Origin of the sequence: Pseudomonas sp. B1-22 (assembly GCF_050474425.1) — a bacterium.
Classification (GTDB): domain Bacteria; phylum Pseudomonadota; class Gammaproteobacteria; order Pseudomonadales; family Pseudomonadaceae; genus Pseudomonas.
This window is the reverse complement of record NZ_JBCHVH010000001.1, coordinates 33,574-60,390: the sequence shown is the minus strand read 5'-3', so window position 1 is coordinate 60,390 and position 26,817 is coordinate 33,574. Positions and strand designations below refer to the sequence as shown.

The window sequence follows — 26,817 nt, the reverse complement described above, 5'->3', positions numbered from 1 at the left end:
TCGTGAGCGCCCATGCGCCGAACATAAGTCACCCGCCGCGACTTCGCGGCCTCTCCCATAAGAGGTGATTTCATGAACATTGCCCTGATCGGCGCCACCGGCCATGTCGGCCATTACTTCCTCGAAGAAGCCCTGCGTCGTGGTCACCAGGTGACCGCACTGGTCCGCGACCCGGCGAAACTGCCGGCACGGGAGAACCTGAAGGTGGTCCAGGCCGATGTCTATGATCCGTCCCAGGTCGCCGGTGCCGTCGCCGGCCAGGATGCGGTGATCAGCGCCTTCAATGCCGGCTGGGGCAACCCGGACATCCGTGGTGCCCATGCCAGGGGCAGCCGCGCCATTCTCGACGGGGTGAAGGCCTCCGGCGTGAAGCGCCTGCTGGTGCTCGGCGGTGCCGGCAGCCTGGAGATCGCCCCCGGCCAACGTCTGGTGGACAGCCCGGAATTCCCCGAGCAGTGGAAGCAAGGCGCGCTGGGCGCGGCCGATGCCCTGGACCAGTTGCGCGGCGAGAAGGAGCTGGACTGGGCTCTCCTCAGCCCGGCGATGTTGCTCGATGGTGAAACCCGCACCGGCAGCTTCCGCATTGGCGGAGACCAGGTGCTGTTCGACGCCAAGGGCGAAAGCCGCATTTCCCTGCCGGACCTGGCGGTGGCGATGATCGATGAAGCCGAGCAGGCCAACCATCATCAGCAGCGGTTTACCGTGGCGTATTGATCAGCTCGCGTCACCGCCCGCAGCGGAGCCAACCTGTAGGAGCAACTGTCTTCTTCTGGACAGTCTGTGCCGACACGCCCCTCACCCAGCCCTGGCTGCGCGCCCCGCTCCTGAGGGAGAGGGGGCAGATCGTGCCGGCTGACGTCATGGTTTCATCCTGCATCGGACGGTCCCCTCTCCCGCTTGCGGGAGAGGGTCAGGGTGAGGGGGTCTTGATCTCGTAGGAGCGGACTCTGTCCGCGATTGCCCAAGTGACAGAGCATCGCGGATGGAATCCGCTCCTACGCAGGCGCAATGCAACGGTGATTCCCTGCAATAGGGAAATCATCCGCGGCGGATTTCGCGGACAAGGTCCGCTCCTACGAAAGCCTGCTCTCCGTCCTCGGCGTTGGCTCTTAGGAGGCTTCCAGAGAAACATCTGCACACTCCGGAGTGCCCCTTCAGGAGGCCGAGTGGAATCGGAGTTTCAGGGGTTGAGCGGCATGGATGCCGCGAGAGCGTCGTCGGGCCAGGGATGGCCCGTCGACGCGTGCCCCTGAAACTTCGATGGAGCGAGGGAATTTTTCGTCTAAGCGAAAAACCGGATGACAGGGGCAAGACCTTTGCCTTCTTTGGGTCGTTTGCCAAAGAAGGTCGCCCGAGGGGGCGAAACAAAAGCTCTCAACACACGCCGAAGCGGCGCAAGTACACCCAACGCCAACCAAAAGCATCGCGGACAGAGTCCGCTCCTACGCGGGCGCACGATGCATTCACATACGGCACCGAATCAGCCGCGATGGATCTCGCGTACAAGGGCTAGGCGCCCCGTCTCCCCTACGAAAGCGGATACGCCGGGGCCGGCCTGTAGGAGCGCGCCATGCGCGCGAATCGCGGGCATGGCCCGCTCCTACAACATCACTCCCGCCTCAGAAACAGCACCCACAAAAAAGGGCCATCCCATGCGGAATGACCCTTTTTCGCAGTTCCCTTTCCGATCACCGCTCCCGCAACGCCTCCGCCTTCGCCCGCAGAATCGGCTTGAGCAGATAACTCAGGATGCTCTTCTTGCCAGTGATGATGTCCACCGTGGCGACCATGCCGGGTATGATCAGCAGCGGCTTGTCATCGGTGCCCAGGTGGCTTTTGCGGGTGCGCAGCTTGATCAGGTAGAAGCTGTTGCCGTCGTCGTCGGTGACGGTGTCCGCGCCGATCTGCTCCAGGTCCGCTTCCAGCCCGCCGTAGATGGTGTAGTCGTAGGCGGTGAACTTGACCATGGCATGCTGTCCCGGCCGCAGGAAGGCGATGTCCTGCGGACGGATGCGCGCTTCCACCAGCAGGGTATCGTCCAGCGGGACGATTTCCACCAGGTCGCTGCCCGGCTGGATCACGCCGCCGATGGTGTTGACCAGCAGCTGCTTGACGATGCCACGCACCGGCGAAGTGACCAGGGTGCGGCTGACCCGGTCTTCCAGAGCCTTGCCGGTGGCCTCGGCCTTGCTCAGTTCGGTGCGCGCCTCGTTGAGTTCCTTCAGCGCCTCGCTGCGGAAGCGCGAACGGGTCTCGGCGACCTTGCGCTCGACCTCCTTCACCGCCGCCTCGGCGCGGGGAATCGCCAGGGTGGTGGCGTCCAGCTGGCCGCGGTTTTCCACTTCCGAACGCTTCAGACGCAGCAGTTCCACCTGGGACATGGCGCCCTGCGCCACCAGCGGCGAGGACATGGAGATTTCCTGGCGCAGCAGTTCCAGGCTGTTGCGGTATTGCGCCTGCTTGGAAACGAACTCACGCAGTTCCTGCTGCTTCTGCACCAGTTGCTGCTCAAGGCCGGCAACCTCGTCGTTGAGCTGCTGCTGGCGGCTGTGGAACAGCGCCTCTTCGCTGCTGGCCTGGCCGGGCACCTTGGCGCGCACGTCGTCGGGGATGTTCAGCGGGCGGTCTTCCACTTCGGCGGAAAGCCGCTCCACGCGCAGGAACATCGCCAGGCGGTCGGCCTCGGTCTCGCCGACGTTGGACTGGAAGCGGGTCGGGTCCAGGCGCATCAGCGATTGGCCGGCCTGCACCACCTCGCCCTCATGGACGAAGATCTGCGAGACGATGCCGCCTTCCAGGTTCTGGATCTTCTGCACCTTGGACGAGGGAATGGCCTTGCCTTCGCCGCGGGTGACTTCGTCGATCTTGGCGAAGTGCGCCCACAGGCCGAGGAACAGGACGAAGCCGATCAGCACCCAGATGGTCAGGCGCACCACGCGCGGCGCGTCTTCCACCAGCGCCTTGCTGACTTCTGGAAGCGGCTGGCCGGAGAGGTTGTCGCCGCCCTTGAAATAGCCACCGATGCCGTGGCGAATGCTGCCTTTGGGATCAAGCGACACTGATCTGCCCCTTCTTCAATGCGTCCATCACCACGTCCTTCGGGCCGTCGGCGAGGATGCGGCCCTTGTCGATGATCACCAGGCGATCCACCAGGCTGAGCATGGAGGCGCGGTGGGTGACCAGCAGCAGCGTCTTGTCGCCGATGATCGAATGCAGGCGCTGTTTCAGGCGTTCTTCGCCGGCGTTGTCCATGGCGCTGGTGGGTTCGTCCAGCAGCAGGATCGGCGGGTCGAGCAGCAGCGCGCGGGCCAGGGCGACGTTCTGCCGCTGCCCGCCGGAAAGGTTCTGGCCACGCTCGCCGACCTGCAGCTCATAGCCCTGCGGGTGCAGGCGGACGAACTCGTTCACTCCGGTCAGTTCGGCTACCTCCAGCACGCGCTCGTCGTCGACGTAGCGCGCTCCGGAGACCAGGTTGTCGCGCAGGGTGCCGCTGAACAGGCTGATGTCCTGCGGCACGTAGCCGATGTTGTGGCGCAGCTCGCTGATGTCCAGCTGGCGCACGTCGGCGCCATCCACCAGCAGGTTGCCCTTGTTCGGCTGGTAGAGGCCGACGATCAGCTTGGCCAGGGAGCTCTTGCCCGAGCCGCTGCGGCCGACGATGCCGACCTTCTCGCCAGGGCGGAACTGCAGGTTGATGCCGTGCAGCGCCGCCACCTGCTGGTTCGGGTAGACGAAGTCCAGCTCGCGCATCTCGATGCCGCCGCGCAGTTGCGAACGGGTCAGCGGACGCTCCTCCGCGCTGCGCTCCTGCGGCAGTTCCATCATCTGGTTGGTGGTGTGCATGGACAGGCGCGCCTGCTGGTAGCGCTGGATCAGCCCGGAGAGCTGGGTCAGCGGGCCGAGGGCGCGGCCGTTGAGCATGTAGCAGGCGATCAGGCCGCCCATGGAGAGGTCGCCGGCAATGATCAGGTAGACCCCGCCGATGATCATCGCCACCCCGGCCAGCGCCTGGATCAGCACGGTGATGTTCATCGCCAGGGACGACAGCAGCTTCACCCGCAGCTCCAGGCGGCTGAGGGTGCCGATGGTCTGTTCCCACAGGTACTGGCGTTCGCTCTCGGCGTTGTTCACCTTCACCGCGTCGAGGCTGGCGAGGGTTTCGATCAGGCTCGACTGGCGCTCGGCGGACAGCGCCATGGTGCGGTTCATGGTTTCCACCAGCGGCTTCTGCAGCATCCAGCCCAGGCCCGCGGCCAGCGGGAAGGCTACCAGCGGGACGAACACCAGCGGCCCGCCGATGATGCCGATCACCAGCAGGATCAGCAGGGTGAACGGCAGGTCGATCAGGGTGGTCAGCGTCAGTGAGTTCAAGAAGTCGCGCAGCGTCTGGAACTCATGGATGTTCTGCGCGAACGAGCCGACCCGCGCCGGGCGGTACTTCATGCTCATGCCGACGATGCGCTCGAACAATGTTGCCGAGATGATCAGGTCGGTCTTCTTGCCGGCCAGGTCCAGGCACAGGCCACGCATGGTCTTGAGCAGCAGGTCGAACAGGTAGGCGCCGCTGATGCCGACGGCCAGCACCCAGAGGGTGGCGGCGGCCTGGTTGGGCACCACGCGGTCGTAGACGTTCATCACGAACAGCGGCGCGGCCAGGGCGATCAGGTTAATCACCAGGCTCGCGGCCACCGCGTCGACGTACAGCCAGCGCGAGCGCTTGAGCGTGTCGCGGAACCAGCTTTTGGCGCGCGGGATGAGTTCGCCATGCTGCAGATCGAACTTGTGCTGCGGCTGGGCGAAGAACGCCTGGCCGCTGTAGTCCTCGAGCAGCAGCTCGCGGGACACGCGCACCTCACCGCCGTCGCTTTCGCTGAGCAGCAGGCGCGCCTGGCCATCGTCTTCCCAACCCAGCAGCACCGCACAGCGGCCCTCGCGCAGGAGCAGCATGGCCGGCAGCGCGAGCGCCGGAATCTGCTCCAGGCGCCGCTGCAACAGCCGCCCCTGCAAGCCCGCGCGAGCTGCAGCGCGCGGCAGCAGCTCGGCGGTCAGGCGCTGTTCGGGCAGCGGCAGGCCGCTGGTGAGCATGGCGCGGCTGGCCGGCTTCTGGTGCAGCTGGCAGAGGGTCAGCAGGCTGTCCAGCAGCGGGTCATCGAGCAGACCGCGTGGATCGTGACGTGAGGAAACTCGACTGACTTCTTGATCCACGCGCGAACACTCTTGGTTGGGACGATCTGGGTTGAGGCAGAAGTCCGGCTCAGTTCAGGCCGGGCAGCTGCACCTGCGGTTTGACGTCGTTGCTCACCACGGTCGCCATCGGAGCCACTACGCCCTGGCTCTTGAGCAGCTCGCCCAGGGTCGCCTTGATGCGGTACTGGGTGAACAGCTCGGTGTACTTCAGGTCGACCGCGCGGCGCGAAGCGTTGAACAGTTCGTTCTCGCTGTCCAGCAGGTCGAGCAGGGTGCGCTCGCCGATGGTGAACTGCTGCTGGTAGGCCTCGCGCACGCGGGTGCTGTAGTCCACGTACTGGCGGGCGATCGGCAGCTGCTCACGGGCGTTTTCCAGGGCGTTCCAGGACAATCCGAGCTCCTCGTTCAACTGGCGCAGGGCGTTGTTGCGGATATCCAGAGCCTGGGTGGCCTGGTACGACTTGGCTTCCAGCTCGGCCTTGTTGCTGCCGCCGGCGAACAGGTTGTAGCGCATGCGCAGCATGGCCTGCCATTCGTTGTTGTGGCCCGGATCGCCGTCGATGTTGTTATCGGCACCCGTGGAAAGTTCTGCATCGAATCGCGGATAGAAGGTCGACTTCGCCGCTTCGTACTGCTTCTCGGCCGCCGCCACGTCGGACTCCGCCGAGCGCAGGATCGGGCTGTTTTCCAGCAGTTGGCGACGCGCCGCCTGCAGGTCCGCCGGCAGTTGGCCGTTCAGGCCGGTGGGCTCGGCGAGGTCCGCCGGCTCGCTGCCCACCACGCTGAAGTAATTGGTGCGGGCATCGGCCAGGTTGGTCTTTTCGGTGAACAGGTTGTTCTGCGCCTGGGCCAGGCGTGCCTCGGCCTGGTCCTGGTCGGCCAGGCGGCCGACGCCACGCGCGCTGCGCAGGCTGATCTGGTCATACACCTGCTGGTGGCGCTTCAGGTTCGCCTCGGCCAGACGGACCATTTCCTGGCGACGCAGCACATCGGTATAGACCTGCGCCACTTCCAGCGCGGTGCGCTCGGAGGTGCCGAGCAGCGCATAGGCGCGAGAGTTCACGGTCGCCTGCTGACGGCCCACTTCGCTGGAGGTGGCGAAGCCGTCGAACACCATCTGTTGCAGGCGCAGGCTGGACTCGCCACGGTTCATGGTGTCCCAGTGGTTGTCGCCGTCGGCGCGGGTGGAGGGCGAGTCGGTGCCTTCGCGACCGTAGCCACCGAGCAGGTCGACCGACGGCAGGTAGCCGCCCTGGGCGGCGCGCAACTGCTTGTCGGCGGCCAGTCGGCTGTTCACGCCGGCCTGAATTTCCGGGTGGTAATCGATGGCCTTCTGCATCGCCTGGTTGAGCGTGTCGGCATGGGCGGGAAGCACGAACGAGAGGGCAAAGGGCACAACGGAAGCGAATCGCAGACGCATGAAGAAACATCCTTATCAATGAGATGTGCGGCAGCGATTCGATTGCCGCAAAGAGCGTCAAAAGACCGGCGAATACGCTGCAAGGATCGTTCGAGAAACGTGACCAGTTTCGCGAAAAATATTTTTGGCGGCGCTTCGATATCAAAGTGACATCGATTTGCCAATTGTTTAGGATGGCTCGCGAATGGTCAATACATTGGCATATGCCTAATTTCGATTCGCCATAAAGCCAAGTTATTGACGCCAACTATTTCGCTCTGAATGACAAGGGAATGCCCCTGGCGCCGACATGGAACACGGCGGGCCAGCTGGCACACCAGGTAAGCCTCATCAGGAGAAGTGCATGAGCAACGTCGTCGCCGTCGTCAAAAGCATCATCGGCCAAGTGGTTGCGGTATCCCCCGAAGGCGCCCAGCGCGTCCTGGTCGAAGGTGACCGCATCTACCAGGGTGAGCAGCTGGTCACGGGCGCCGCCGGTGCCGTGACCCTGGACACCGGCAACGGCCGCGTGGTCGACCTGGGGCGGGACAGCCAGTGGAGCGGCGCCGGCCTGCCGCACGCGACACCTGCACATGCGCAAGCACAACTCTCCGTACCGAGCACCGAGGACCTGCAGAAAGCCATCGCCGCCGGCCTCGACCCGACCCAGGCCCTGGCGCCCACCGCGGCCGGTCCGTCGGCGTCCACCGGGGGCTCCGGCGCCGCGGGCGGCGGCCACAGCTTCGTGATGCTTGGCGAGACGGGCGGCCGGGTCGACCCGAACATCGGCTTCGGCACGGCAAACAATGGCCAAGCCGTCGGCCGGCAACAGCAGGAACAAGGCAACAACGCGCAGAACCAGCGCGGACCGAACCACGACCCGCGTGGCCAGGACGCCAGCATTCGCACCGATGAAGACACCCCGGTCAGCGGCCGCCTGCGCGCCAACGACCCGGACGGCAACCCGCTGCGCTTCGACCTGGGCGACGCCCCGCGCAACGGCACCGTGGTGGTCAACGCCGACGGCACCTACACCTACACCCCCGGGCAGAACTTCAACGGCAGCGACAGCTTCACCGTGGTGGTCAATGACGGCCAGGGCGGCCGCGACACCATCACCGTCACCGTAGGCGTGAACCCGGTGAACGATGCGCCGGTTGCCGCAAACGACGGCCCGGTCGCCGTGACCGAAGACACCCCGGCCACCGGCAATGTGCTGACCAACGACCGCGACGCGGACGGCGATGCGCTGACCGTCACCGGCTTCACCTTCGACGGCAAGAGCTACGCCGCCGGCCAGACCGCCACCCTCAGTGGCGTTGGCTCGCTGGTGATCAACGCGGATGGCAGCTTCACCTTCACCCCGGCGCCGAACTACAACGGCCCGGTACCGGGCGCGACCTACACCGTCAGTGACGGCCGGCTGAGCGATACCGCGCAGCTGAACTTCGGCAACGTCAGCCCGGCGAACGATGCGCCGGTCAGTGCCAATCAGTCACAGACCACAGCCGAGGACACCCCGGTCAGCGGCAAGATCGTGGGCACCGACGTCGATCAGGACACGCTCAGCTACGCCCTGAAACCGGGGACCGAACCGGCCCACGGCAGCCTGGTATTGAACCCGGCCACCGGCGAATACACCTACACACCGAGCAAGGATTACAACGGTACTGACTCCTTCACCGTAGTCGTCAGCGACGGCAAAGGCGGCTCGGTCGAGTCGGTCGTCAACCTCAATGTCACTCCGGTTAACGATGCACCGGAGACTGCGGACCAGTCCAAGACCACCGCCGAAGACACCCCGGTCAGCGGCCAGATTGCTGCCACCGATGTCGATCAGGACAGCCTCAGCTTCACCCTGAAGCCTGGCGCCGAACCGACCCACGGCACCTTGGTGTTGAACCCGGCCACCGGCGAATACACCTACACACCGAGCAAGGATTACAACGGTACTGACTCCTTCACCGTGGTCGTCAGCGACGGTCATGGCGGCTCCGTCGAGTCGGTGGTGACTCTCAATGTCACTCCGGTGAACGATGCGCCGGTCACCGAAGACCAGTCCAAGACCACCGCCGAAGACACCCCGGTCAGCGGCAAGATCGCGGGCACCGATGTCGATCAGGACAGCCTCAGCTTCACCCTGAAGCCTGGCGCCGAGCCGACCCACGGCACCCTGGTGTTGAACCCTGCCACCGGCGAATACACCTATACCCCGGCCAAGGATTACAACGGTACTGACTCCTTCACCGTGGTGGTGAGTGACGGCAAAGGCGGCTCGGTCGAGTCGGTCGTCAACCTCAACGTCACCCCGGTCAACGATGCACCGGTCACCGCCGACCAGTCCAAGACCACTGCCGAAGACACTGCGGTCAACGGTCAGATCGTGGGCTCCGACGTCGATCAAGACAGCCTCACCTTCACCCTGAAATCCGGTTCCGAGCCTAAGCACGGCACCCTGACGCTGGACTCGGCCACTGGCGAGTACACCTACACGCCGGCCAAGGATTACAACGGTGCTGATTCCTTCACCGTGATCGTCAGCGACGGCCAGGGCGGCTCCGTGGAGTCGGTGGTCAGCATCAACGTCACTCCGGTGAACGATGCGCCGGTCACTGAAGACCAGTCCAAGACCACTGCCGAAGACACCGCGGTCAGCGACAAGATCGTCGCCACCGACGTGGATCAGGACAGCCTCACCTTCACCCTGAAATCCGGTTCCGAGCCTAAGCACGGCACCCTGACGCTGGACTCGGCCACTGGCGAGTACACCTACACGCCGGCCAAGGATTACAACGGCAACGACAGCTTCACCGTCGTGGTCAGTGACGGCCAGGGCGGCTCCGTGGAGTCGGTGGTCAGCATCAACGTCACCCCGGTGAACGACGCCCCGGAAACCGCCAATCAGTCCAAAACCACTGCTGAAGACACGGCGGTCAACGGCCAGATCGTGGGCACCGACGTCGATCAGGACGGTCTCACCTTCACCCTGAAGTCCGGCAACGAACCGAAGCACGGCACCCTGACGCTGGATCCGGCCACTGGCGTATACACCTACACCCCGGCCAAGGATTACAACGGCAACGACAGCTTCACCGTCGTGGTCAGTGACGGCCAGGGCGGCTCCGTGGAGTCGGTGGTCAGCATCAACGTCACCCCGGTCAACGACGCGCCGGAAACCACCGATCAGTCCAAGACCACTGCCGAGGACACCCCGGTCAGCGGCAAGATTGCTGCCACCGACGTCGACCAGGACACGCTCAGCTACGCCCTGAAGTCCGGCTCCGAGCCGAAACACGGCACCTTGGAGCTGAACCCGGCCACTGGCGAATACACCTACACGCCGAGCAAGGATTACAACGGTACTGACTCCTTCACCGTGGTCGTCAGCGACGGCAAAGGCGGCTCGGTCGAGTCAGTCGTCAATCTCAACGTCACCCCGGTGAACGACGCGCCGGTAGCTGCAAACGACGGCCCGTTCGCCGTTACCGAAGACACCGCAGCCACCGGCAATGTGCTGACCAACGACCACGACGTCGATGGCGACAAGCTGACCGTCACTGGCTTCACCTTCGGCGAAAGCAGCTACGCCGCTGGCCAGACCGCCACCCTCCAGGGCATCGGCAGCCTCGTCATCAACAGCGACGGCAGCTTCACCTTCACCCCGGCCAAGGACTACAACGGCCCGGTGCCGAGCGCGACCTACACCGTCAGCGACGGTAGCGCCACCGACACCGCGCAACTGAACTTCGCCGACGTCACCCCGGTGGACGACGCATCGGTGCTGGTCGCAGACAGCAACAGCGTCGCCGAGGACACCCCTGCCACCGGCAATGTGCTGAGCAACGACAGCGATGTGGATAACACGCTCAGCGTCGACAGCTTCAGCATCACTGGCGTGCAGGGCAGCTTCGCCGCCGGCAGCACCGCAACCATCGCAGGTGTCGGTTCGCTGGTGATCAACGCCAATGGTTCCTACACCTTCACCCCGGCGCAGGACTACAACGGCGCGGTGCCGGAAATCACCTATACCACCAACACCGGCAGCAGCTCGACACTGAACATCAGCGTCACTCCGGTCAACGACGCACCGGTTACCGCCGACCAGTCCAAGACCACCGCCGAGGACACCCCGGTCAACGGTCAGATCGTGGGCTCCGACGTCGATCAGGACAGCCTCACCTTCACCCTGAAATCCGGTTCCGAGCCGAAGCACGGCACCCTGACGCTGGACTCGGCCACTGGCGAATACACCTACACGCCGGCCAAGGATTACAACGGTGCTGACTCCTTCACCGTGGTCGTCAGCGACGGCAAAGGCGGTTCCGTGGAATCGGTGGTCAGCATCAACGTCACCCCGATCAACGACGCACCGGTCACCGCCGACCAGTCCAAAACCACCGCCGAGGACACCGCGGTCAAGGGTCAGATCGCCGGCACCGATGCCGACCAGGACAGCCTCACCTTTACCCTGAAGTCCGGTTCCGAGCCGAAGCACGGCACCCTGACGCTGGACTCGGTCACTGGCGAATACACCTATACGCCGGCCAAGGACTACAACGGCAACGACAGCTTCACCGTGGTCGTCAGCGATGGTCACGGTGGTTCCGTGGAATCGGTGGTCAGCATCAACGTCACCCCGGTGAACGATGCACCGGTCACTGAAGACCAGTCCAAGATCACCGCCGAAGACACCGCGATCAGCGACAAGATCGTCGCCACCGACGTGGATCAGGACAGCCTCACCTTCACCCTGAAGTCCGGCGCCGAGCCGAAGCACGGCACCCTGACGCTGGACTCGGTCACTGGCGAATACACCTATACGCCGGCCAAGGACTACAACGGCAACGACAGCTTCACCGTCGTCGTCAGCGATGGTCACGGTGGTTCCGTGGAATCGGTGGTCAGCATCAACGTCACGCCGGTGAACGATGCGCCGGTCACTGAAGACCAGTCCAAGATCACCGCCGAAGACACTGCGGTCAGCGACAAGATCGTCGCCACCGACGTGGATCAGGACAGTCTCACCTTCACCCTGAAATCCGGCAGCGAACCGAAGCACGGCACCCTGACGCTGGACCCGGCCACTGGCGAGTACACCTACACCCCGGCCAAGGACTACAACGGTGCTGATTCCTTCACCGTGATCGTCAGCGACGGCAAAGGCGGTTCGGTCGAGTCGGTGGTCAGCATCAACGTCACCCCGGTGAACGATGCGCCGGTCACTGAAGACCAGACAAAGACCACTGCCGAAGACACTGCGGTCAGCGACAAGATCGTCGCCACCGACGTGGATCAGGACAGCCTCACCTTCACCCTGAAGTCCGGCAACGAACCGAAGCACGGCACCCTGACGCTGGACTCCGCCACTGGCGACTACACCTACACCCCGGCCAAGGATTACAACGGCGCTGATTCCTTCACCGTGGTCGTCAGCGACGGCCAGGGCGGCTCCGTGGAGTCGGTGGTCAGCATCAACGTCACCCCGGTGAACGATGCGCCGGTCACCGCCGACCAGTCCAAGACCACCGCCGAAGACACTGCGATCAGCGACAAGATCGTCGCTACCGACGTCGATCAGGACAGCCTCACCTTCACCCTGAAATCCGGCAACGAACCGAAGCACGGCACCCTGACGCTGGACTCGGCCACTGGCGAATACACCTATACGCCAGCCAAGGATTACAACGGCAACGACAGCTTCACCGTCGTGGTCAGCGATGGTCACGGTAGTTCCGTGGAGTCGGTCGTCAGCATCAACGTCACTCCGGTGAACGATGCTCCGGTCACTGAGGACCAGTCCAAGACCACCGCCGAAGACACTGCGGTCAACGGCCAGATCGCCGGTACCGACGCCGATCAGGACAGCCTCACCTTCACCCTGAAATCCGGTTCCGAACCGAAGCACGGCCCCCTGACGCTGGACTCCGCCACTGGCGAATACACCTATACCCCTGCCAAGGACTACAACGGCAACGACAGCTTCACCGTCGTGGTCAGTGACGGCCAGGGCGGCTCCGTGGAGTCGGTGGTCAGCATCAACGTCACGCCCGTGAACGATGCGCCGGTCACTGAAGACCAGACCAAGACCACCGCCGAAGACACTGCGATCAGCGACAAGATCGTCGCTACCGACGTCGATCAGGACAGCCTCACCTTCACCCTGAAGTCCGGCAACGAACCGAAGCACGGCACCCTGACGCTGGACCCGGCCACTGGCGAATACACCTATACCCCTGCCAAGGACTACAACGGCAACGACAGCTTCACCGTCGTGGTCAGCGATGGTCACGGTAGTTCCGTGGAGTCGGTGGTCAGCATCAACGTCACGCCCGTGAACGATGCGCCGGTCACTGAAGACCAGTCCAAGACCACCGCCGAAGACACCGCGGTCAGCGACAAGATCGTCGCTACCGACGTCGATCAGGACAGCCTCACCTTCACCCTGAAATCCGGTTCCGAGCCGAAACACGGTACCCTGACGCTGGACTCGGCCACTGGCGAATACACCTACACGCCGGCCAAGGATTACAACGGTGCTGATTCCTTCACCGTGGTCGTCAGCGACGGCCAGGGCGGCTCCGTGGAGTCGGTGGTCAGCATCACTGTCACGCCGGTCAACGACGATCCGGTCACCGCCGACCAGTCCAAGACCACCGCCGAAGACACCGCGGTCAGCGACAAGATCGTCGCCACCGACGTGGATCAGGACAGCCTCACCTTCACCCTGAAATCCGGTTCCGAGCCGAAGCACGGCACTCTGGTGCTGGACCCGGCCACTGGCGAATACACCTATACACCGGCCAAAGATTACAACGGCAACGACAGCTTCACCGTCGTGGTCAGCGATGGTCACGGTGGCTCCGTGGAGTCGGTGGTCAGCATTAACGTCACTCCGGTGAACGATGCGCCGGTCACTGAAGACCAGTCCAAGACCACCACCGAAGATACTGCGGTCAACGGCCAGATCGTGGGCACCGACGTCGACCAGGACAACCTCACCTTCACCCTGAAATCCGGCAACGAACCGAAGCACGGCACCCTGACGCTGGACTCGGTCACTGGCGAATACACCTATACGCCGGCCAAGGATTACAACGGCAACGACAGCTTCACCGTCGTCGTCAGCGATGGTCACGGCGGCTCCGTGGAGTCGGTGGTCAGCATCAACGTCACCCCGGTGAATGACGCCCCGGAAACCAACCCCGCCACCGCCAGCGGCAACGAAGACTCGCCGATCACCGTCAACCTCTCGGGTTCGGACATCGATGGCACTGTCGACCATTTCGTCATCAAGAGCCTGCCGGCCAACGGCACCCTGATGCTCAATGGCGTGGCGCTGAACATCGGCGACAACGTCCCGGCCACCGGCAACGCTGCCAGCCTGACCTTCACTCCCAACGCCAACTGGAACGGCGATACCAGCTTCCAGTTCGCCGCCGTGGACAACCAGAACCTGGCTGACGCCACCCCGGCCACCGCCACCATCCACGTGGAACCGGTCAACGACGCCCCGGAAACCAACCCCGCTACTGCCAGCGGCAACGAAGATTCGCCGATCACCGTCAACCTCTCGGGTTCGGACATCGACGGCACTGTCGATCACTTCGTCATCCAGAGCCTGCCGGCCAACGGCACCCTGATGCTCAATGGCGTGGTTTTGAACGTCGGCGACAACGTCCCGGCCACCGGCAATACCGCCAGCTTGAGCTTCATTCCCAACGCCAACTGGAACGGCGACACCAGCTTCCAGTTCGCCGCCGTGGACAACCAGAACCTGGCGGACAGCACGCCGGCCACCGCCACCATCCACGTGGAACCAGTCAACGACGCCCCCAACGGCGCTGACAACAGCATCACCCTCAACGAAGACAGCAGCCGCTCCTTCAGCGCTGCCGATTTCGGCTTCACCGACGTGGACCAGGGTGACAGCCTGAGCGCGGTACGCATCGACGGCCTGCCAAGCGCCGGCAGCCTGAGCCTCAACGGTGTCGCCGTGACCGCCGGCCAGGTGATCGCTGCAAGCCAGTTGGGTGGTCTGGTGTTCACCCCGGCGGCCAACGCCAGCGGCAACCATTACGCCGACTTCACCTTCTCGGTGAAAGACAGCGCCGGTGCCTTCGACTCGACGCCGAACACCATCACCCTGAACGTCACCCCGGTGAACGACGCGCCGCTGTCGGCGGACGCCACGGCCAACATCCACATTGGCCAGACCTACACCTTCGGGCTGAACGACTTCGCCTTCAACGACTCCGCGGACGCCGCCAACGGCCAGTTGCAGAGCCTGCAGTCGGTGATCATCAAGTCCCTGCCGGATTCCGGCACCCTGTGGCTCAACGGCGCCAAGGTGGTGGCCGGCCAGCCGGTCAGCCCCAGCGACATCGCCAGCGGCAAGCTGACCTTCGTGCCGGACGCCGCGGGCAGCAACGCGCACTTCGACTTCGCCGTGCAGGACAGCGGCGGCACCGCCAACGGCGGCGCCGACACCTCGGCGACCCACGGCTTCGACATCCTTGTCGGGCAGATGCAAATCCCGACCATCGATCCCAACGGCGACAACAACCTGATCGGCGGCGCGGGCGATGACGTGATCCTCGGCGACGTGGGCGGCACCCTGACCGTCACCCAGCCGGGCACCAACTACAACATCGCCCTGATCGTCGATACCTCCGGCAGCATGGGCGACAGTCTGGCCGGGGCGAGCACCACGAACTACGCCGATACGCGGATGAAGCTGGTCAAGGACGCGCTGATCAAACTGGCCGACCAACTCAAGGGCCACGATGGCGTGATCAACATCGCGCTGATCGGCTTCAACAGTACCGCCAGCCTCAAGGTCAGCGTGAGCGACCTCACCGACGCCAACGTCAACAAGCTGGTCGACGCCATCGGTACATCGCAGACCCAGGGCCTGCAGGCTGGCGGCGGTACCGACTACCAGGAGGCGTTCGGCCAGGCAGTAACCTGGTTCAACGGCCAGAAGAACGGCTTCGAGAACGTCTCGCTGTTCCTCACCGACGGCGACCCGACCGAGTCCACCGGTAGCGGCACCCTGATGCAGAACACCACGAAGGCCTTCGCCGACCTGTCGGCGCTCAGCGAGGTCCGTGCGATCGGTATCGGTACCAACGTCAACGAAGCCACGCTCAAGTACTTCGACAACACCTCGGTTACAGGCACTGGTTCGGTGACCTACTACAAGGGCACTACCCTGTTCGACTTCGAGGGCAGTACCGCATTGCCCAGCGGATGGACCGGGAACACCGATGGCAACGGTTCGGTCAGCATCAGTAGCGGCAAGCTGCAAATGATGGACACCCACGTGAAGAGCGGCTCCAGCACTGTCATCAGCTCGAACCTGACGGTCGCTCAGGGCAAGACCTCGACCTTCAGCTTCGACCTGGTCAAGAACATGATGAAGGGCGACCAGTTCACCTGGACGTTGGAAAAGCAGAAGGCCGACGGTAGCTGGGGCCAAGTCGACCAGAACACGCTCGACTCCAACGATAACGGCGGCACCCTCACCACCATTGCCGTCGGCGCGGGCACTTATCGCCTCGAATTCGAGCTCAATGACAACAGCGACAAGGGCAAGGACAATAACGCCACCGTCACCATCGACAACATCTCGCGCAACGACCAGGTCGCAGCCCCGGTCGGCCAGGTCGATATCGTCACCCAGGCCGACCAGCTCAACGCTGCCCTGCACGGCGGCTCCAGCAGCTCGGACCTGGCGCCCTCGGGCAACGACACCGTCCATGCCGGCTCGGGTAACGACATCGTCTTCGGTGACAGCATCAACACCGACAACCTGCCCTGGGGCGTCAACGGCAACCCGGTCAAACCTGCCGAGCTGCCGGCGGGCTCCGGCGTCAGCGCGCTGTCGGCGTTCCTCGAACTGAAGAACGGCCACGTGGCGACCTCCGAAGAGATGTACAGCTTCATCAAGGAGAACCATGCGCTGTTCAACGTCGACGGCGACACCCGTGGCGGCAGCGACAACCTCTACGGTGGCGAGGGCAACGACATCCTCTACGGCCAGGGCGGCAACGACTTCCTGTTCGGCGAGGGTGGCAACGACATCCTGTTCGGCGGCACCGGCGATGACCAGCTCACCGGCGGCAAGGGCAACGACATCCTCACCGGCGGCGCGGGTGCCGACACCTTTATCTGGAAGGCGGGCGATACCGGCAACGACACCATCACCGACTTCAAGGCCGGCGAAGGTGACCGCATCGACATCAGCGACCTGCTGCCCGATGCCGCGCAGAACGACATCCTCAGCTACCTGAAGGTGGACACCACGACCTCGACCCTGCAGGTGAGCACCACCGGCCAGGTCAACAGCGGCGCGGATGTCACCATCAAGCTGAGCGGCGTCGACCTCACCACCTACGGCTCGAACCCCACCGATATCGTCAAGCAACTGGTGGCGGGCTCCGATCCCGTGGTCAAGACTGAGCATCACTGATTCCCCGTTGCCGCCAGGCGACGAAAGAGTCAGGCTCAGCCATCGCGCCAGCGGCGCCATCCTTCGGGGTGGCGCCGCTGGCGTACTTTCACTTCCGACAATGGGGACGGGCCGATGCTGTACATCCAGCGCAACGCCGAGGGAAAACTGGCGCGCGTCGAAGACGCCGAGTTCGATGGAATGACCGGAACGTTGCCGGACGACCACCCGGATATCCTGGCCTGGCAGGCCGCCGAGAGCAGCCTGCTACAGCTCAAGCAGAGCGACCTGGACATGATCCGGGTGCTGGACGACCTGATCTCGGTGCTGATCGCCAAGGGCGTCATCCGCATCACCGACCTGCCGCCGGCGGCGCGCTCCAAGCTGCTCAACCGTACCCAGGCCCGTGAGGCACTGGGCGGGCTGACCCGGCTGATCAACGACGATGAGGAAACGGGGCTGATCTGAGGCCTGTTTTCGATCCTGGCTCGACGTTCATCGACGCGACGGAATAACCCGTAGGAGCGGGCCATGCCCGCGATCGCGCCCATGGGGCGCTCCTACAGGTGCGCACCGGCGGTGCATTGCGCAGGATCGGGGGAAACGCCGGGGTGCTGCCGACGGATCGCGGCCACCACGGGGGAGCGCTGCTTTCGTAGGGGTGGAGCTTCTCGGCGATGCTCTTGCTCTTCGTAGGGCGCATAACGCTCCAAGCGTTATCCGCCGTCTTGGCAGGTGTTTCTGCGCCGCTTCGGCGTGTGCTGGAGCATTTTGTTCCGCCCCCTCGGGCGAGCCACTTTTCTCAAACGTCGGATAGCCGCCCTTACAAACGGAACCCAGAGGTCTCGCCCCGGCATCCGGGCCCGGCTTCGCCGGACTCTGCGCGCGCCTGGGATTTCGGGGGTGTTTCGTAGGATGGCGTGGAGCGAAGCGATACCCATCGCGGCGGATAACGCTGCGCGTTATTCGCCCTACAAAAAGCGAGAGCATCGCGGACGGAGTCCGCTCCTACAAAAGCAGCACGGGGCTCACCCTGTAGGAGCGGACCTTGTCCGCGAAATCCATCGCGGATGGCTCCGTCTCAAAAGGGAAATACCGACGTATCCCGCGTACGTAGGAGCGGACTTCGTCCGCGATCTGCCGGCAAGGCCGGCGTCAGGCGGGGTTCGCGAGCAAGCTCGCTCCTACGAAGAGCAAAGAGCAATCACCACGGCGCCGGCCCACCGAACAGCTGCCCCTGGGCCCCGTGAATCCCCATCTCGCGCAATATGCGGAACTCCCCAGCCGTCTCCACCCGCTCGGCGATCAGCGGCAGGTCGATGCTGTGCGCGGCGCGCTGCATGGCCTCGATGAACAGGCGCTTGTCGTTCTCCTGGTCGATGGCGCGGATGTGGCTGCCGTCCACCTTCAGGTAGGCCAGGCCCAGGCGGGCCAGGTTGCCGATCATGCTGAAGCGCCCACCGAAATGCTGCAGGCTCAGGCTGTAGCCCAGCTCGCGCAGGCGGCGGGTCAGGGTTTCCAGTAGCGCCTGGGCCGGCAGCTGGTCTTCCTCCAGCTCCAGGGTCAGGCGCCCGGCGAACTGGGGGTGCTGACGCAGCAGATCGAACACCCGTCCGGTGGCCCGCTCGTCGCGCAGCAGCGCCGCCGACAGGTTCAGTGCCAGCGGCCGGTCGTGCCGGGCCATGTCCGCGAGCACGCTTTCCAGCATCAGCAGGTCGAGCCGCGCGGTCCAGCCGAAGCGGTCCAGCCAGGGCAGGAAGCGTCCGGCGGCGAGGTGGCCGCCCTGCCCGTCCGGCAGGCGCGAGAGCGCCTTGTAGTGCAGTATCCGGGTCGGCTCGTTGCACGCCACCACCGGCTGGAAATAGAGCTGGAAGCGCTTGCGCGCCAGGGCCTCGTCCAGCAGCTGGTGCCAGCTGTGACGCTCTTCGGCCACCGGGCTCGCCCCGCCCTGCAGGAAGGCCCAGCAGCGCTCGCCCTCGCGCTCGGCCAGCGCCAGCGCTTCGTCCGCCAGCACCAGCAGCGCCTGCGCCGACTCGCCGGAAACGAAGGGCACCAGCCCCATGCTCGCCACCGGGCTGACATCGCTGGCTCCGGTGCTGGCCAGGGTCGCCAGCATGGTTTCCAGGCGCATCGCCAGAGCCGGTGCATCCTCCGGCAACAGCCCCGGCGCCAGCAGGACGAACTCGCCGCCGCGGCTGCGCGCCAGGGTCAGGCCGGCACCCAGGCTCTGCCCGGCCAGGCGCAATTGATCGGCCACCGCCCTGAGCAGGTCATCGACGCGCTGGCCACCCAGGCGCTGGTTCAGGCCGGCCAGGTCGCGCACCCGCAGGACCAGCAGCAGGCCGCTGCCCACCTGGTCCTCGGCGCTCAGCCGGGCGTGCAGCTGCATGTCGAAGAAGCGCCGGTTGCCCAGGCCGGTCAGGCTGTCCTGGTAGGCCTCGTCGCGCAGCCGTTCGCTGCGTTCAGCCTGCTCCTGGAACAGTGCCTTGAGCTTCTCCACCATCTGGTTCATCGCCTGCACCACGCGGCGCAGCTCGGGCGTGCGCGGCAGCTCCGGCAGGCTGAGGAATTCGCGGCGAGCGATGGCGTGGGACTGCGCCACCATGTAATCCAGCGGCCGCAGTTGGCGGCGCAGCAGCACCGCCCCGAGCACGCCGCTGGCCAGGCCGCACAGCGCCAGCCAGAGCAGGCTGCCGAGTGCGCTCTGCCAGAGCTTGGCGATGGCGAACATCGGGTGGCTCAGCACTTCCACCCGCGCCGCCTGGGTCCAGCCACGGCTGACGATGGCGTCACCGCCGGCCGAATGCAGGCCGATCAGCGAGACGAACCACTGCGGCACGCTGGCGGCCACCGCGTCCGGCACGCCGGTGCGCTCGACGATGACCCTGCCGCTGGCCAGGTCGATCACGCGGATGCTCTCGAAGTAACCGCTGTCGAAGATAGAGCTGACCATCAGCTCGACCATCGCCGGGTCATCGATGTTCGGCGTCAGCGACAGCCCCAGCGCCGTCGCGGCGTCCTGGGCATGGGAGCGCAGCTGGTTGACGTACTGCTCGCGGGAGCTTTCCAGGCCGACCATGAAGCTGCCGCTGAAGGCGACCACCAGGAACAGGCAGATGGCGATGAGCAATTGCTTGAACAGGGACATCGTGTCTCCACGCTCTCATTCGTTCAGGGGAAAGCCTTCGGCTTTCATTTTCTTCAGCAGGTCCTGCCAGCGAGACAGCCGCTTGCTGTCGCCGACCTGCTTGTTGCCACCGGCGCCGGCCAGCCACAGGCCCTCGCCGTTGAAGGCGTACACCGGCTGCAGGTCGGTGCGCTGGCTGGCCGGCAGCAGGCTGCCGATCAGGTTGTCCAGCACCAGCGGCACCGCATCGGGGCGCGGGTAGTAGGTCAGCACCATGTGCGCCTGGTTCAGGCGCAGCGCCTTGACGTAGGTGATACGCAGCTTCTGCGCCGGCACGCCGAGCTGCCGCAGGCTGATGTACTTGGCGATGGCGAAATCCTCGCAATCGCCGGCACCCTTGAGCAGCGCCTCCACCGGCGTCGCCCAGTAATCCACCTCGCCCCACAGACTGAGGTCATCGGTGAAGCGCAGCTGCGCATTGAAGAAGCGGTTGACCGCCTGCAACTGCTCGCGCTCGGGCAGGCCGGCGGCATCCTTCAACATGCCCTGCCAGGCCTCGATGCGCACACGCCCCTCGCCGAGGGGGCCGTAGAGCGATTCGGCGCGCTGCTCGATCAGGGGGAAGTCCCAGGCGCCCGGCTGCGCACCGGCCAGCACGGCGAGCGATACCGCCAGCGCCAGGAGCAGGGCTCCGGGACGACAGCGGCGCAACGCACGGATGGAACGGCTGGACACGATCGCGACTACTCGACTGCGAAGGCGCAACACCTGGCTGGGCGTGCGTCGGAGCGGCATGGTGCAAGCTGGTCGCGAAAAAAACAATGGCACAATGCAATCAAGCATTGTGCCATTGGCGGTGGCGAGGGAGTGGTGCGGAATCAGCCCTTCTGCGGCGGCGTGACGATGTCGAACCAGAAGTCGAAGTCGTCGAGCATGCCGAACAGCTTCGCCAGCAGCAGCGGATTGCCCGAGCTCTTGAGCTTGCCCTCGAACACCAGCCGCACCGGCGAGACTTCCTTGAGCAGCAGGCGGTTGAGGTCGGCACGGTCGATGGTCACGGTCTGCCCGGCGTTCTCGCTCTGCACACCCTTGATGTTGTTCAGGTGCGAGTTCTTCAGTTCGAGCAGGTAGTGCTCGTTCCTGTCCGGCAATACCAGATTGATGCTCAGGTCCTCGCCTTCGGCCTTCTGCGCATTCAGGCGCACGCCGAGGTAGTCGAACAGCAGGCCGGTATCCATCGCCGACAGGGCGTCCGAGCTGGTCACCCGCAGCGACGGCAGGTCACGCGGCACACCGTTGCGCAGTTCCTGCGCGGCCACCAGGTAGCTGTTGCGCCAGCCGGCGTTCTCCGCCTGGTAGCCGAGCTGTTCCAGGGCATCGGCCTGCAGGTCGCGGGCGGCCTGGTTGGACGGATCGGCGAAGACCAGCTTGTTGACCACCTCCACCACCCAGCGGTACTCGCCCTTGTCGTAGGACTGCCTGGCCAGTTGCAGCAGATGCTCGGCGCCGCCCATGAACTCCACGTATTTCTTCGCCGAATCCTCCGGCGCCAGCGGGTTGAGGGTCGCCGGGTTGCCGTCGTAGTAACCCAGGTACTTGTTCACCACCGCGCGGACGTTGTGGCTGACGCTGCCGTGATAGCCGCGGTTGTACCACTCGTTGGCCAGCTCCGGCGGCACCTGGAAGCGCTCGTGGATCTGGTTGATGGTCACGCCCTGGTTGGCCAGGTACAGCGTCTGGTCGTTCAGGTAACCGTACATGTCGCGCTGCTTTTCCAGGGTACGGACGATGTCGTCGTGCCCCCAGCGCGGCCAGTTGTGCACGGCGAACAGCACCTCGGCCTTGTCGCCGAAGCGGTGCAGCGCCTCGTTGATGTACTTGCTCCAGCCCAGCGCGTCGCGGGTCTCGGCGCCGCGCAGGGTGTAGAGGTTGTGCAGCGTGCCGGTGACGTTCTCGGCCATCAGCAGCGCCTTCTGCTGCGGCAGCCAGACGTTCATCTCGGCCGGCGACTCGGTGCCGGGGGTGTTCTGGAAGGTGACCGGCACGCCGTCGATCTCCAGCTCCTGCAGGTCGCCCTCGATCAGCCGGGTCGGCGCGAGGATGCTCATCGGGCCGCGCGCTGCGCCCTTGCCGATGGCCATGTCGACCTGGCCCTCGGGCCCCTTGGGCAAGGTCATGCCGTACTGGTAGGTGGCGCGGCGGATCATGGCGTTGCCGGCCAGCACGTTCTCCTTGATCGCCGCCTCCATGAAGCCCTTGGGCGCGATGATCTGCACCTCGCCCTTGTCCACCTGCTCCTGGGTCACCAGCCCCTTCACCCCGCCAAAATGGTCGACGTGGGCGTGGCTGTAGATCACCGCGCGGATCGGCTTCTGCCCCAGCTCCTGGCTCACCAGTGCATAGGCCGCCCTGGCGGTCGCCGGAGTGGTCAGGGTGTCGATGACGATCCAGCCGCTCTTGCCCTCGACGAAGGTGATGTTGGCGAGATCGAAGCCGCGCACCTGGTAGATGCCGTCGGTGACCTTGTACAGGCCGTACTTCAGGTTCAGCAGGGCCTGGCGTTGCAGGCTCGGGTTGATGCTGCCGATGTCCTTGCCTTCATTGAGGAAGTCGTAGCTGCCCAATTGCCAGGCGACGCTGCCGTCCTCGTTCTTGATCACCAGGTTCTCCGGGCGCTTGATCAGCCCCTGCTCCACCCGGTCGAAATCGGCGCGGTCGGAAAACGGCAGCGACTCACGCACCTTCTGCTGGGCGGCGAGGGTGAACTCGGTGGGCGGCTTGGGTTGCTCGGCGGCGAGGAGCAGCCCGGGGCAGAGGCTGGCCAGCAGGATCGCGGCGGAAAGGCGGGACATCGATGGACTCCGGATTTTGTTGTTGTGCTCGCACTATGCCGGCCGTCGCGTTAATAATTCCAATGCATTCCAATTTCACAATCGATGCAGGAAGCGCATGAGCGATCTCCGCCAGCTACGCCACTTCGTCGCCCTCGCCGAACACGGCCACTTCGCCCGTGCCGCCGATGCGGTGAGCCTGAGCCAACCCGCCCTGTCGCGCAGCATCCAGGCCCTGGAAGGCCAGCTGAACTGCCAGCTGGTGGACCGCAATCCGCGCGGCGTCACTCTCACCGCCCACGGCCGGCTGGTGCTGGAACATGCCCGTCGGCTGCTGGCCGGCGACCGCGCGCTGAAGAATGCTGTAGTGCAACTGGCGGACCTGGAGACCGGCGAACTGCGCCTGGGCGCCGGCCCCTTCCCCGCCGCGCGGCTGATGCCACAGGTGCTCGCCCGCTACAGCAGCGCCCACCCGAAGGTGTCGATCCTGCTGTCCATCGAGAACTGGAGCGAACTGCACCAGCGCCTGCTGGACGACGAACTGGAACTCTTCATCGCCGACTCCCGCGAGCTGGAGGGCGACAGCCGCCTCGACATCCTGCCGCTGCGCAAGCACCGCGCCGTGCTGTTCTGCCGGCCGGGGCATCCGCTGATCGACACGCAGCCATCGGTGGAGCGCCTGCTCGACTACCCGCTGGCCGGCCCGCGCCTGCCGCGCGACGCCCAGGAAGGACTGGTGCGCAACCTCGGCCGCGAGCAGCCGCTGAGCGTGCAATGCGATGACGTGTTATTGCTCAAGGAACTGGTGAAAGGCAGCGACGTACTCTGCCTGGCCACCTGGGACGTGGTGGCCGAAGACCTAGAGGCCGGGCGCCTGGCCGTGCTGCCCTGGCCCAATGCCGGCGACGCCTCCGGGCGCGGCTCGGCCTACGCCCTGGTGCGTCATGCCAGCCGCAGCCTGTCACCCGCGGCCAGCCAGTTCGTGACGATGTTGCTGGAGGAGGACGCGGCGTTTCGCGCCACGCCCTGACGGTCATGGCTCAACGACTCCATCCCTCGTAGCGATCATGATCGCGGTCGTGGTAGTCCCGTCGGTAATCGCGGTGCGGGCGGTCACTCCAGTCGCGGTCGTGCCAGCCGCGATCGTGGTCGTGCTCGTAGACCACGCAACCGGTCAACGGAAGGATGAGCAGTACAGCAGCGAAGATGCGACGCATGGCGCCTCCTGGAACGAGCCGGCAGCCCCGCCGGAATGCGGGGCGATGATTCTTCCGGTCTCACAGGGTCAGACATTTCTGTCAGGCGCCGGTGCTGTGCAGCAAGGTAAAGCTTGGGTAAATCAGCCGTTTACAGTTTCCAGACGACGCTGGCGGCGGCTCTGCAGGTGCAGCACGCCGAACAGCAGGACCTGCAGCTGCTCGCCCAGCGAACGACGGCGCGCCAGCAGCAATACCTCGCCGACATGCGCCAGCAGCATCACCCCGGAAATCCAGAGCAGCGGGCGATGCAGCTCGCCGAACGGGTAGACGAGATTGAGGACGGCGGCGAGCCAGAACATGGCCAGCGCGCCCTTGGCGAAACTCAGCAATTCGGACATGGCGGTCTTTCCTTTCGATGACGGTCGGTGGAGTCTGCCGTCCGCCCCGTCGTGAGCGCTCCTGTCTTTCGACTGGCCGACCGTTCGCGAGCAAGGACCGGGCGTCCTCCTCGGACCTACAGGTACGCATGGGCGAGCTCTTCGTAGGAGCGAGCTTGCTCGCGAACCCGGCCCCACACCGATGCCACCCGCTGAGCTCATGGAAGCCCTCCCCGCCAGGAGCTAGAGTCCAAGTATTACCCGTCGCAAGGACCGGCCATGCCCGAACTCAGCCACCAGCAGGCGCAGCGCCGTGTCGATGACATCCTGGCCTTCGAGCGGGAGCTGCAGCGCCTGAACGACGAGGGCGCCCTCACCCTGGATGCCGCACAAAGCCGACGCCTGCGCCACCACCAGCAACGCCTGCTCGCCGACTACCGCGCGCGCTTCGACATCGACCGCGACAGCCAGGACCACCGGTTGTCCCTGGGCATGCGCGTCGCCTCCTTTCTCGGCGCGCTGGCCCTGGCCGCCAGCCTTTTCTTCCTCTTCTACCAGTTCTGGGGCCTGTTCGCGGAAACCGCCCAGGTGGCCATCCTCATCACCGCCGCGCTGGGCAGCCTGCTGCTGACCCTCTGGCTGCAACGCCGCGACGCCTCCGGCTACTTCGCCAGGCTCGCCGCCATGCTGGCCTTCGCCTGCCTGGTGCTGAACGTGCTGATGATCGGGCAGATCTTCAACATCACGCCCTCGGACAAGGCCCTGCTGCCCTGGGCCGCCTATGCCCTGCTGCTGGCCTACACCTGCAACGCCCGCCTGCTGCTGGCCACCGCGCTGATCTGCGTGATGGGCTATGTCGCCGCACGGGTCGGCACCTGGAGCGGCGTGTACTGGCTGGACGTGGGCGAGCGCCCGGAGAACTTCTTCCCCGCCGCCCTGCTGATCTTCCTGGTGCCCTCGCTGATCGGCCAGGGACGCTTCGATGGATTCGCCGCGATCTACCGGGTATTCGGCCTGCTCGGGCTGTTCCTGCCGATGCTGGTGCTGGCCAACTGGGGCGGCGGCAGCTACCTGCCGCTGGGCTTCAGCACGGTGGAAAACGGCTACCAGGTATTGGGCTTCGTCGCCTCGGCACTGGTCATCTGGCTCGGCGCCCACCGCGAATGGCCGGAGGTGGTGAACACCGGGCTGACCTTCTTCGTGATCTTCCTCTACACCAAGTTCTTCGACTGGTGGTGGGCGGTGATGCCCAAGTACCTGTTCTTCCTCGTACTGGGCCTGTGCGCGGTGCTGATCCTGCTGGTGCTGCGCCGCCTGCGCAACGTCCACGGCCTGCTGGGAGGGAACCAGCCATGAACTGGACTCGCACCCACGCGCTGCTCGGCGGCGCCGGGCTGATCCTGCTGGTCAACGCCGTGGCCCTGGGCGGCGTGGCCTGGAACCGCTCGGGCAACCCGGACAGCCTGCCGCGCCTGAGCCAGCGCGAGCTGGCGCACAACAGCTCCTGGCACCAGGAAAACAGCGGCCTGAGCGTGCGCCTGAACTGGCGCTTCCCCAGCGAGGCCGAAGGCGCCGGCCCGCGCAGCCACGCCTGGGAGCCCCGTATCGATGCCAGACAGATGGCCGGACTCGGCTTCCGCATGCCCGCCCAGGTGGACGACAACAGCGCCCGCCAGTTCGACCGTCAGCAATCGCGCACCGCCCTGCTGGTGCTGGAACTGGACGGCCCGCTGTACCAGCGCGAACTGCAACTGGCGCGCAAGCACCTGGACGAGGCGAACCAGGCCGCCGCCGCGGCGCCGGGCAACCAGAAGCTGGCCTATGAACTCAAGGACAGTCAGAACGCACTCAAGAGCGAGGAGAAGTACGCCAGCCGCCTGCTGCTCAAGGACGTCGGGCTCGACCGGCAAGCCCTGCGCCAGCGCTACCCGGACCGCCAGCGCTACCTGATCGTGCAGGGGCGGGTACGACCGATCTCGCTGTTCCACGAGCACATCTGGACCCTCGGAGGCACCGCCAGCGCCCTGGGCGTGGACAGCATCAACGTGCCGTACCGCTGGCGGCAGGCGCTGGAAGAGGACAGCTGGCAAGAAGACGAGGACCGCGAACGGATGCAGCGTTTCACCGCCGAGGTCGTCTTCGGCCAGCGCCTGGAGCCCTGGATCAACTGGATCGACATCGCCCAGCCAAAGCCCTGACCGAGGGCCGCCGCGCCGATCCGAATCCGCTTGCACCAGGCGCACCGGC

General features: G+C 65.2%; 14 protein-coding genes. 6 read left to right on the top strand and 8 right to left on the bottom strand.

Annotated elements, in window-relative coordinates; translation table 11 throughout:
- Nucleotides 1–72 precede the first annotated feature (72 nt).
- The gene (locus ACQ5BL_RS00210) at nucleotides 73–714 is read left to right on the top strand and encodes an NAD(P)-dependent oxidoreductase (RefSeq protein ID WP_243806111.1); all 642 of its coding nucleotides are present in this window, start codon (nucleotides 73–75) and stop codon (nucleotides 712–714) included.
- Nucleotides 715–1,688: 974 nt separating this feature from the next.
- Here ACQ5BL_RS00210 and ACQ5BL_RS00205 read toward each other — a convergent pair.
- The 3 genes from ACQ5BL_RS00205 to ACQ5BL_RS00195 are packed head-to-tail and all read right to left on the bottom strand — an operon-like array spanning nucleotide 1,689 to nucleotide 6,607.
- Nucleotides 1,689–3,059 carry an HlyD family type I secretion periplasmic adaptor subunit gene (locus ACQ5BL_RS00205; protein WP_243806113.1) on the bottom strand — a complete coding sequence of 457 codons (1,371 nt, stop codon included), beginning with the start codon at nucleotides 3,057–3,059 and terminating at the stop codon, nucleotides 1,689–1,691.
- Nucleotides 3,049–5,205, bottom strand: coding sequence for a type I secretion system permease/ATPase (locus ACQ5BL_RS00200; RefSeq protein ID WP_243806115.1), 2,157 nt, complete (start codon nucleotides 5,203–5,205; stop codon nucleotides 3,049–3,051). The genes ACQ5BL_RS00205 and ACQ5BL_RS00200 overlap by 11 nt, the downstream gene beginning before the upstream one ends.
- 49 nt (nucleotides 5,206–5,254) lie before the next feature.
- The gene (locus tag ACQ5BL_RS00195; RefSeq protein ID WP_207887231.1) at nucleotides 5,255–6,607 is read right to left on the bottom strand and encodes a TolC family outer membrane protein; all 1,353 of its coding nucleotides are present in this window, start codon (nucleotides 6,605–6,607) and stop codon (nucleotides 5,255–5,257) included.
- 343 nt (nucleotides 6,608–6,950) lie between these two features.
- Between ACQ5BL_RS00195 and ACQ5BL_RS00190 the strand changes: the two genes are divergently transcribed.
- Together ACQ5BL_RS00190 and ACQ5BL_RS00185 are read left to right on the top strand one after the other, a co-directional pair.
- On the top strand, nucleotides 6,951–17,057 hold the full coding sequence (locus tag ACQ5BL_RS00190; protein ID WP_430292754.1) for a retention module-containing protein: 10,107 nt from the start codon (nucleotides 6,951–6,953) through the stop codon (nucleotides 17,055–17,057).
- A 114-nt stretch (nucleotides 17,058–17,171) separates the two neighbouring features.
- The gene (locus tag ACQ5BL_RS00185) at nucleotides 17,172–17,504 is read left to right on the top strand and encodes a tryptophan synthase subunit beta (protein WP_243809255.1); all 333 of its coding nucleotides are present in this window, start codon (nucleotides 17,172–17,174) and stop codon (nucleotides 17,502–17,504) included.
- A gap of 736 nt (nucleotides 17,505–18,240) precedes the next feature.
- On the opposite strand, the gene lapD is transcribed toward ACQ5BL_RS00185, so the two are convergent.
- The 3 genes from lapD to ACQ5BL_RS00170 all read right to left on the bottom strand — a co-directional run bounded on the left by lapD (nucleotide 18,241) and on the right by ACQ5BL_RS00170 (nucleotide 23,015).
- Nucleotides 18,241–20,184 (bottom strand): cyclic di-GMP receptor LapD, encoded by a 1,944-nt coding sequence (gene lapD, locus ACQ5BL_RS00180; RefSeq protein WP_243809253.1) that lies wholly within the window; start codon nucleotides 20,182–20,184, stop codon nucleotides 18,241–18,243.
- Nucleotides 20,185–20,199: 15 nt separating this feature from the next.
- Complete coding sequence (lapG, locus tag ACQ5BL_RS00175; protein ID WP_430292753.1) at nucleotides 20,200–20,898, bottom strand: cysteine protease LapG; 699 nt, start codon at nucleotides 20,896–20,898, stop codon at nucleotides 20,200–20,202.
- Nucleotides 20,899–21,041: 143 nt separating this feature from the next.
- Nucleotides 21,042–23,015 carry an alkyl/aryl-sulfatase gene (locus ACQ5BL_RS00170; RefSeq protein ID WP_243809249.1) on the bottom strand — a complete coding sequence of 658 codons (1,974 nt, stop codon included), beginning with the start codon at nucleotides 23,013–23,015 and terminating at the stop codon, nucleotides 21,042–21,044.
- 97 nt (nucleotides 23,016–23,112) lie between these two features.
- Between ACQ5BL_RS00170 and ACQ5BL_RS00165 the strand changes: the two genes are divergently transcribed.
- Nucleotides 23,113–24,024, top strand: coding sequence for a LysR family transcriptional regulator (locus ACQ5BL_RS00165; RefSeq protein WP_243809248.1), 912 nt, complete (start codon nucleotides 23,113–23,115; stop codon nucleotides 24,022–24,024).
- Between the two features lie 10 nt (nucleotides 24,025–24,034).
- Here the strand turns inward: ACQ5BL_RS00165 and ACQ5BL_RS00160 are convergent, their stop codons facing one another.
- The gene (locus ACQ5BL_RS00160; protein ID WP_207887240.1) at nucleotides 24,035–24,211 is read right to left on the bottom strand and encodes a hypothetical protein; all 177 of its coding nucleotides are present in this window, start codon (nucleotides 24,209–24,211) and stop codon (nucleotides 24,035–24,037) included.
- A 122-nt stretch (nucleotides 24,212–24,333) separates the two neighbouring features.
- Entirely contained in the window at nucleotides 24,334–24,591 is a 258-nt protein-coding gene (locus tag ACQ5BL_RS00155; protein ID WP_243809247.1) for a DUF1145 domain-containing protein, read from the bottom strand.
- A 258-nt stretch (nucleotides 24,592–24,849) separates the two neighbouring features.
- Between ACQ5BL_RS00155 and ACQ5BL_RS00150 the strand changes: the two genes are divergently transcribed.
- Nucleotides 24,850–25,926, top strand: a complete 1,077-nt coding sequence (locus tag ACQ5BL_RS00150) for a DUF2157 domain-containing protein (RefSeq protein ID WP_243809245.1) — start codon at nucleotides 24,850–24,852, stop codon at nucleotides 25,924–25,926.
- Nucleotides 25,923–26,768 (top strand): DUF4824 family protein, encoded by an 846-nt coding sequence (locus ACQ5BL_RS00145; RefSeq protein ID WP_243809244.1) that lies wholly within the window; start codon nucleotides 25,923–25,925, stop codon nucleotides 26,766–26,768. The genes ACQ5BL_RS00150 and ACQ5BL_RS00145 overlap by 4 nt, the downstream gene beginning before the upstream one ends.
- The last annotated feature ends 49 nt before the right edge of the window (nucleotides 26,769–26,817 follow it).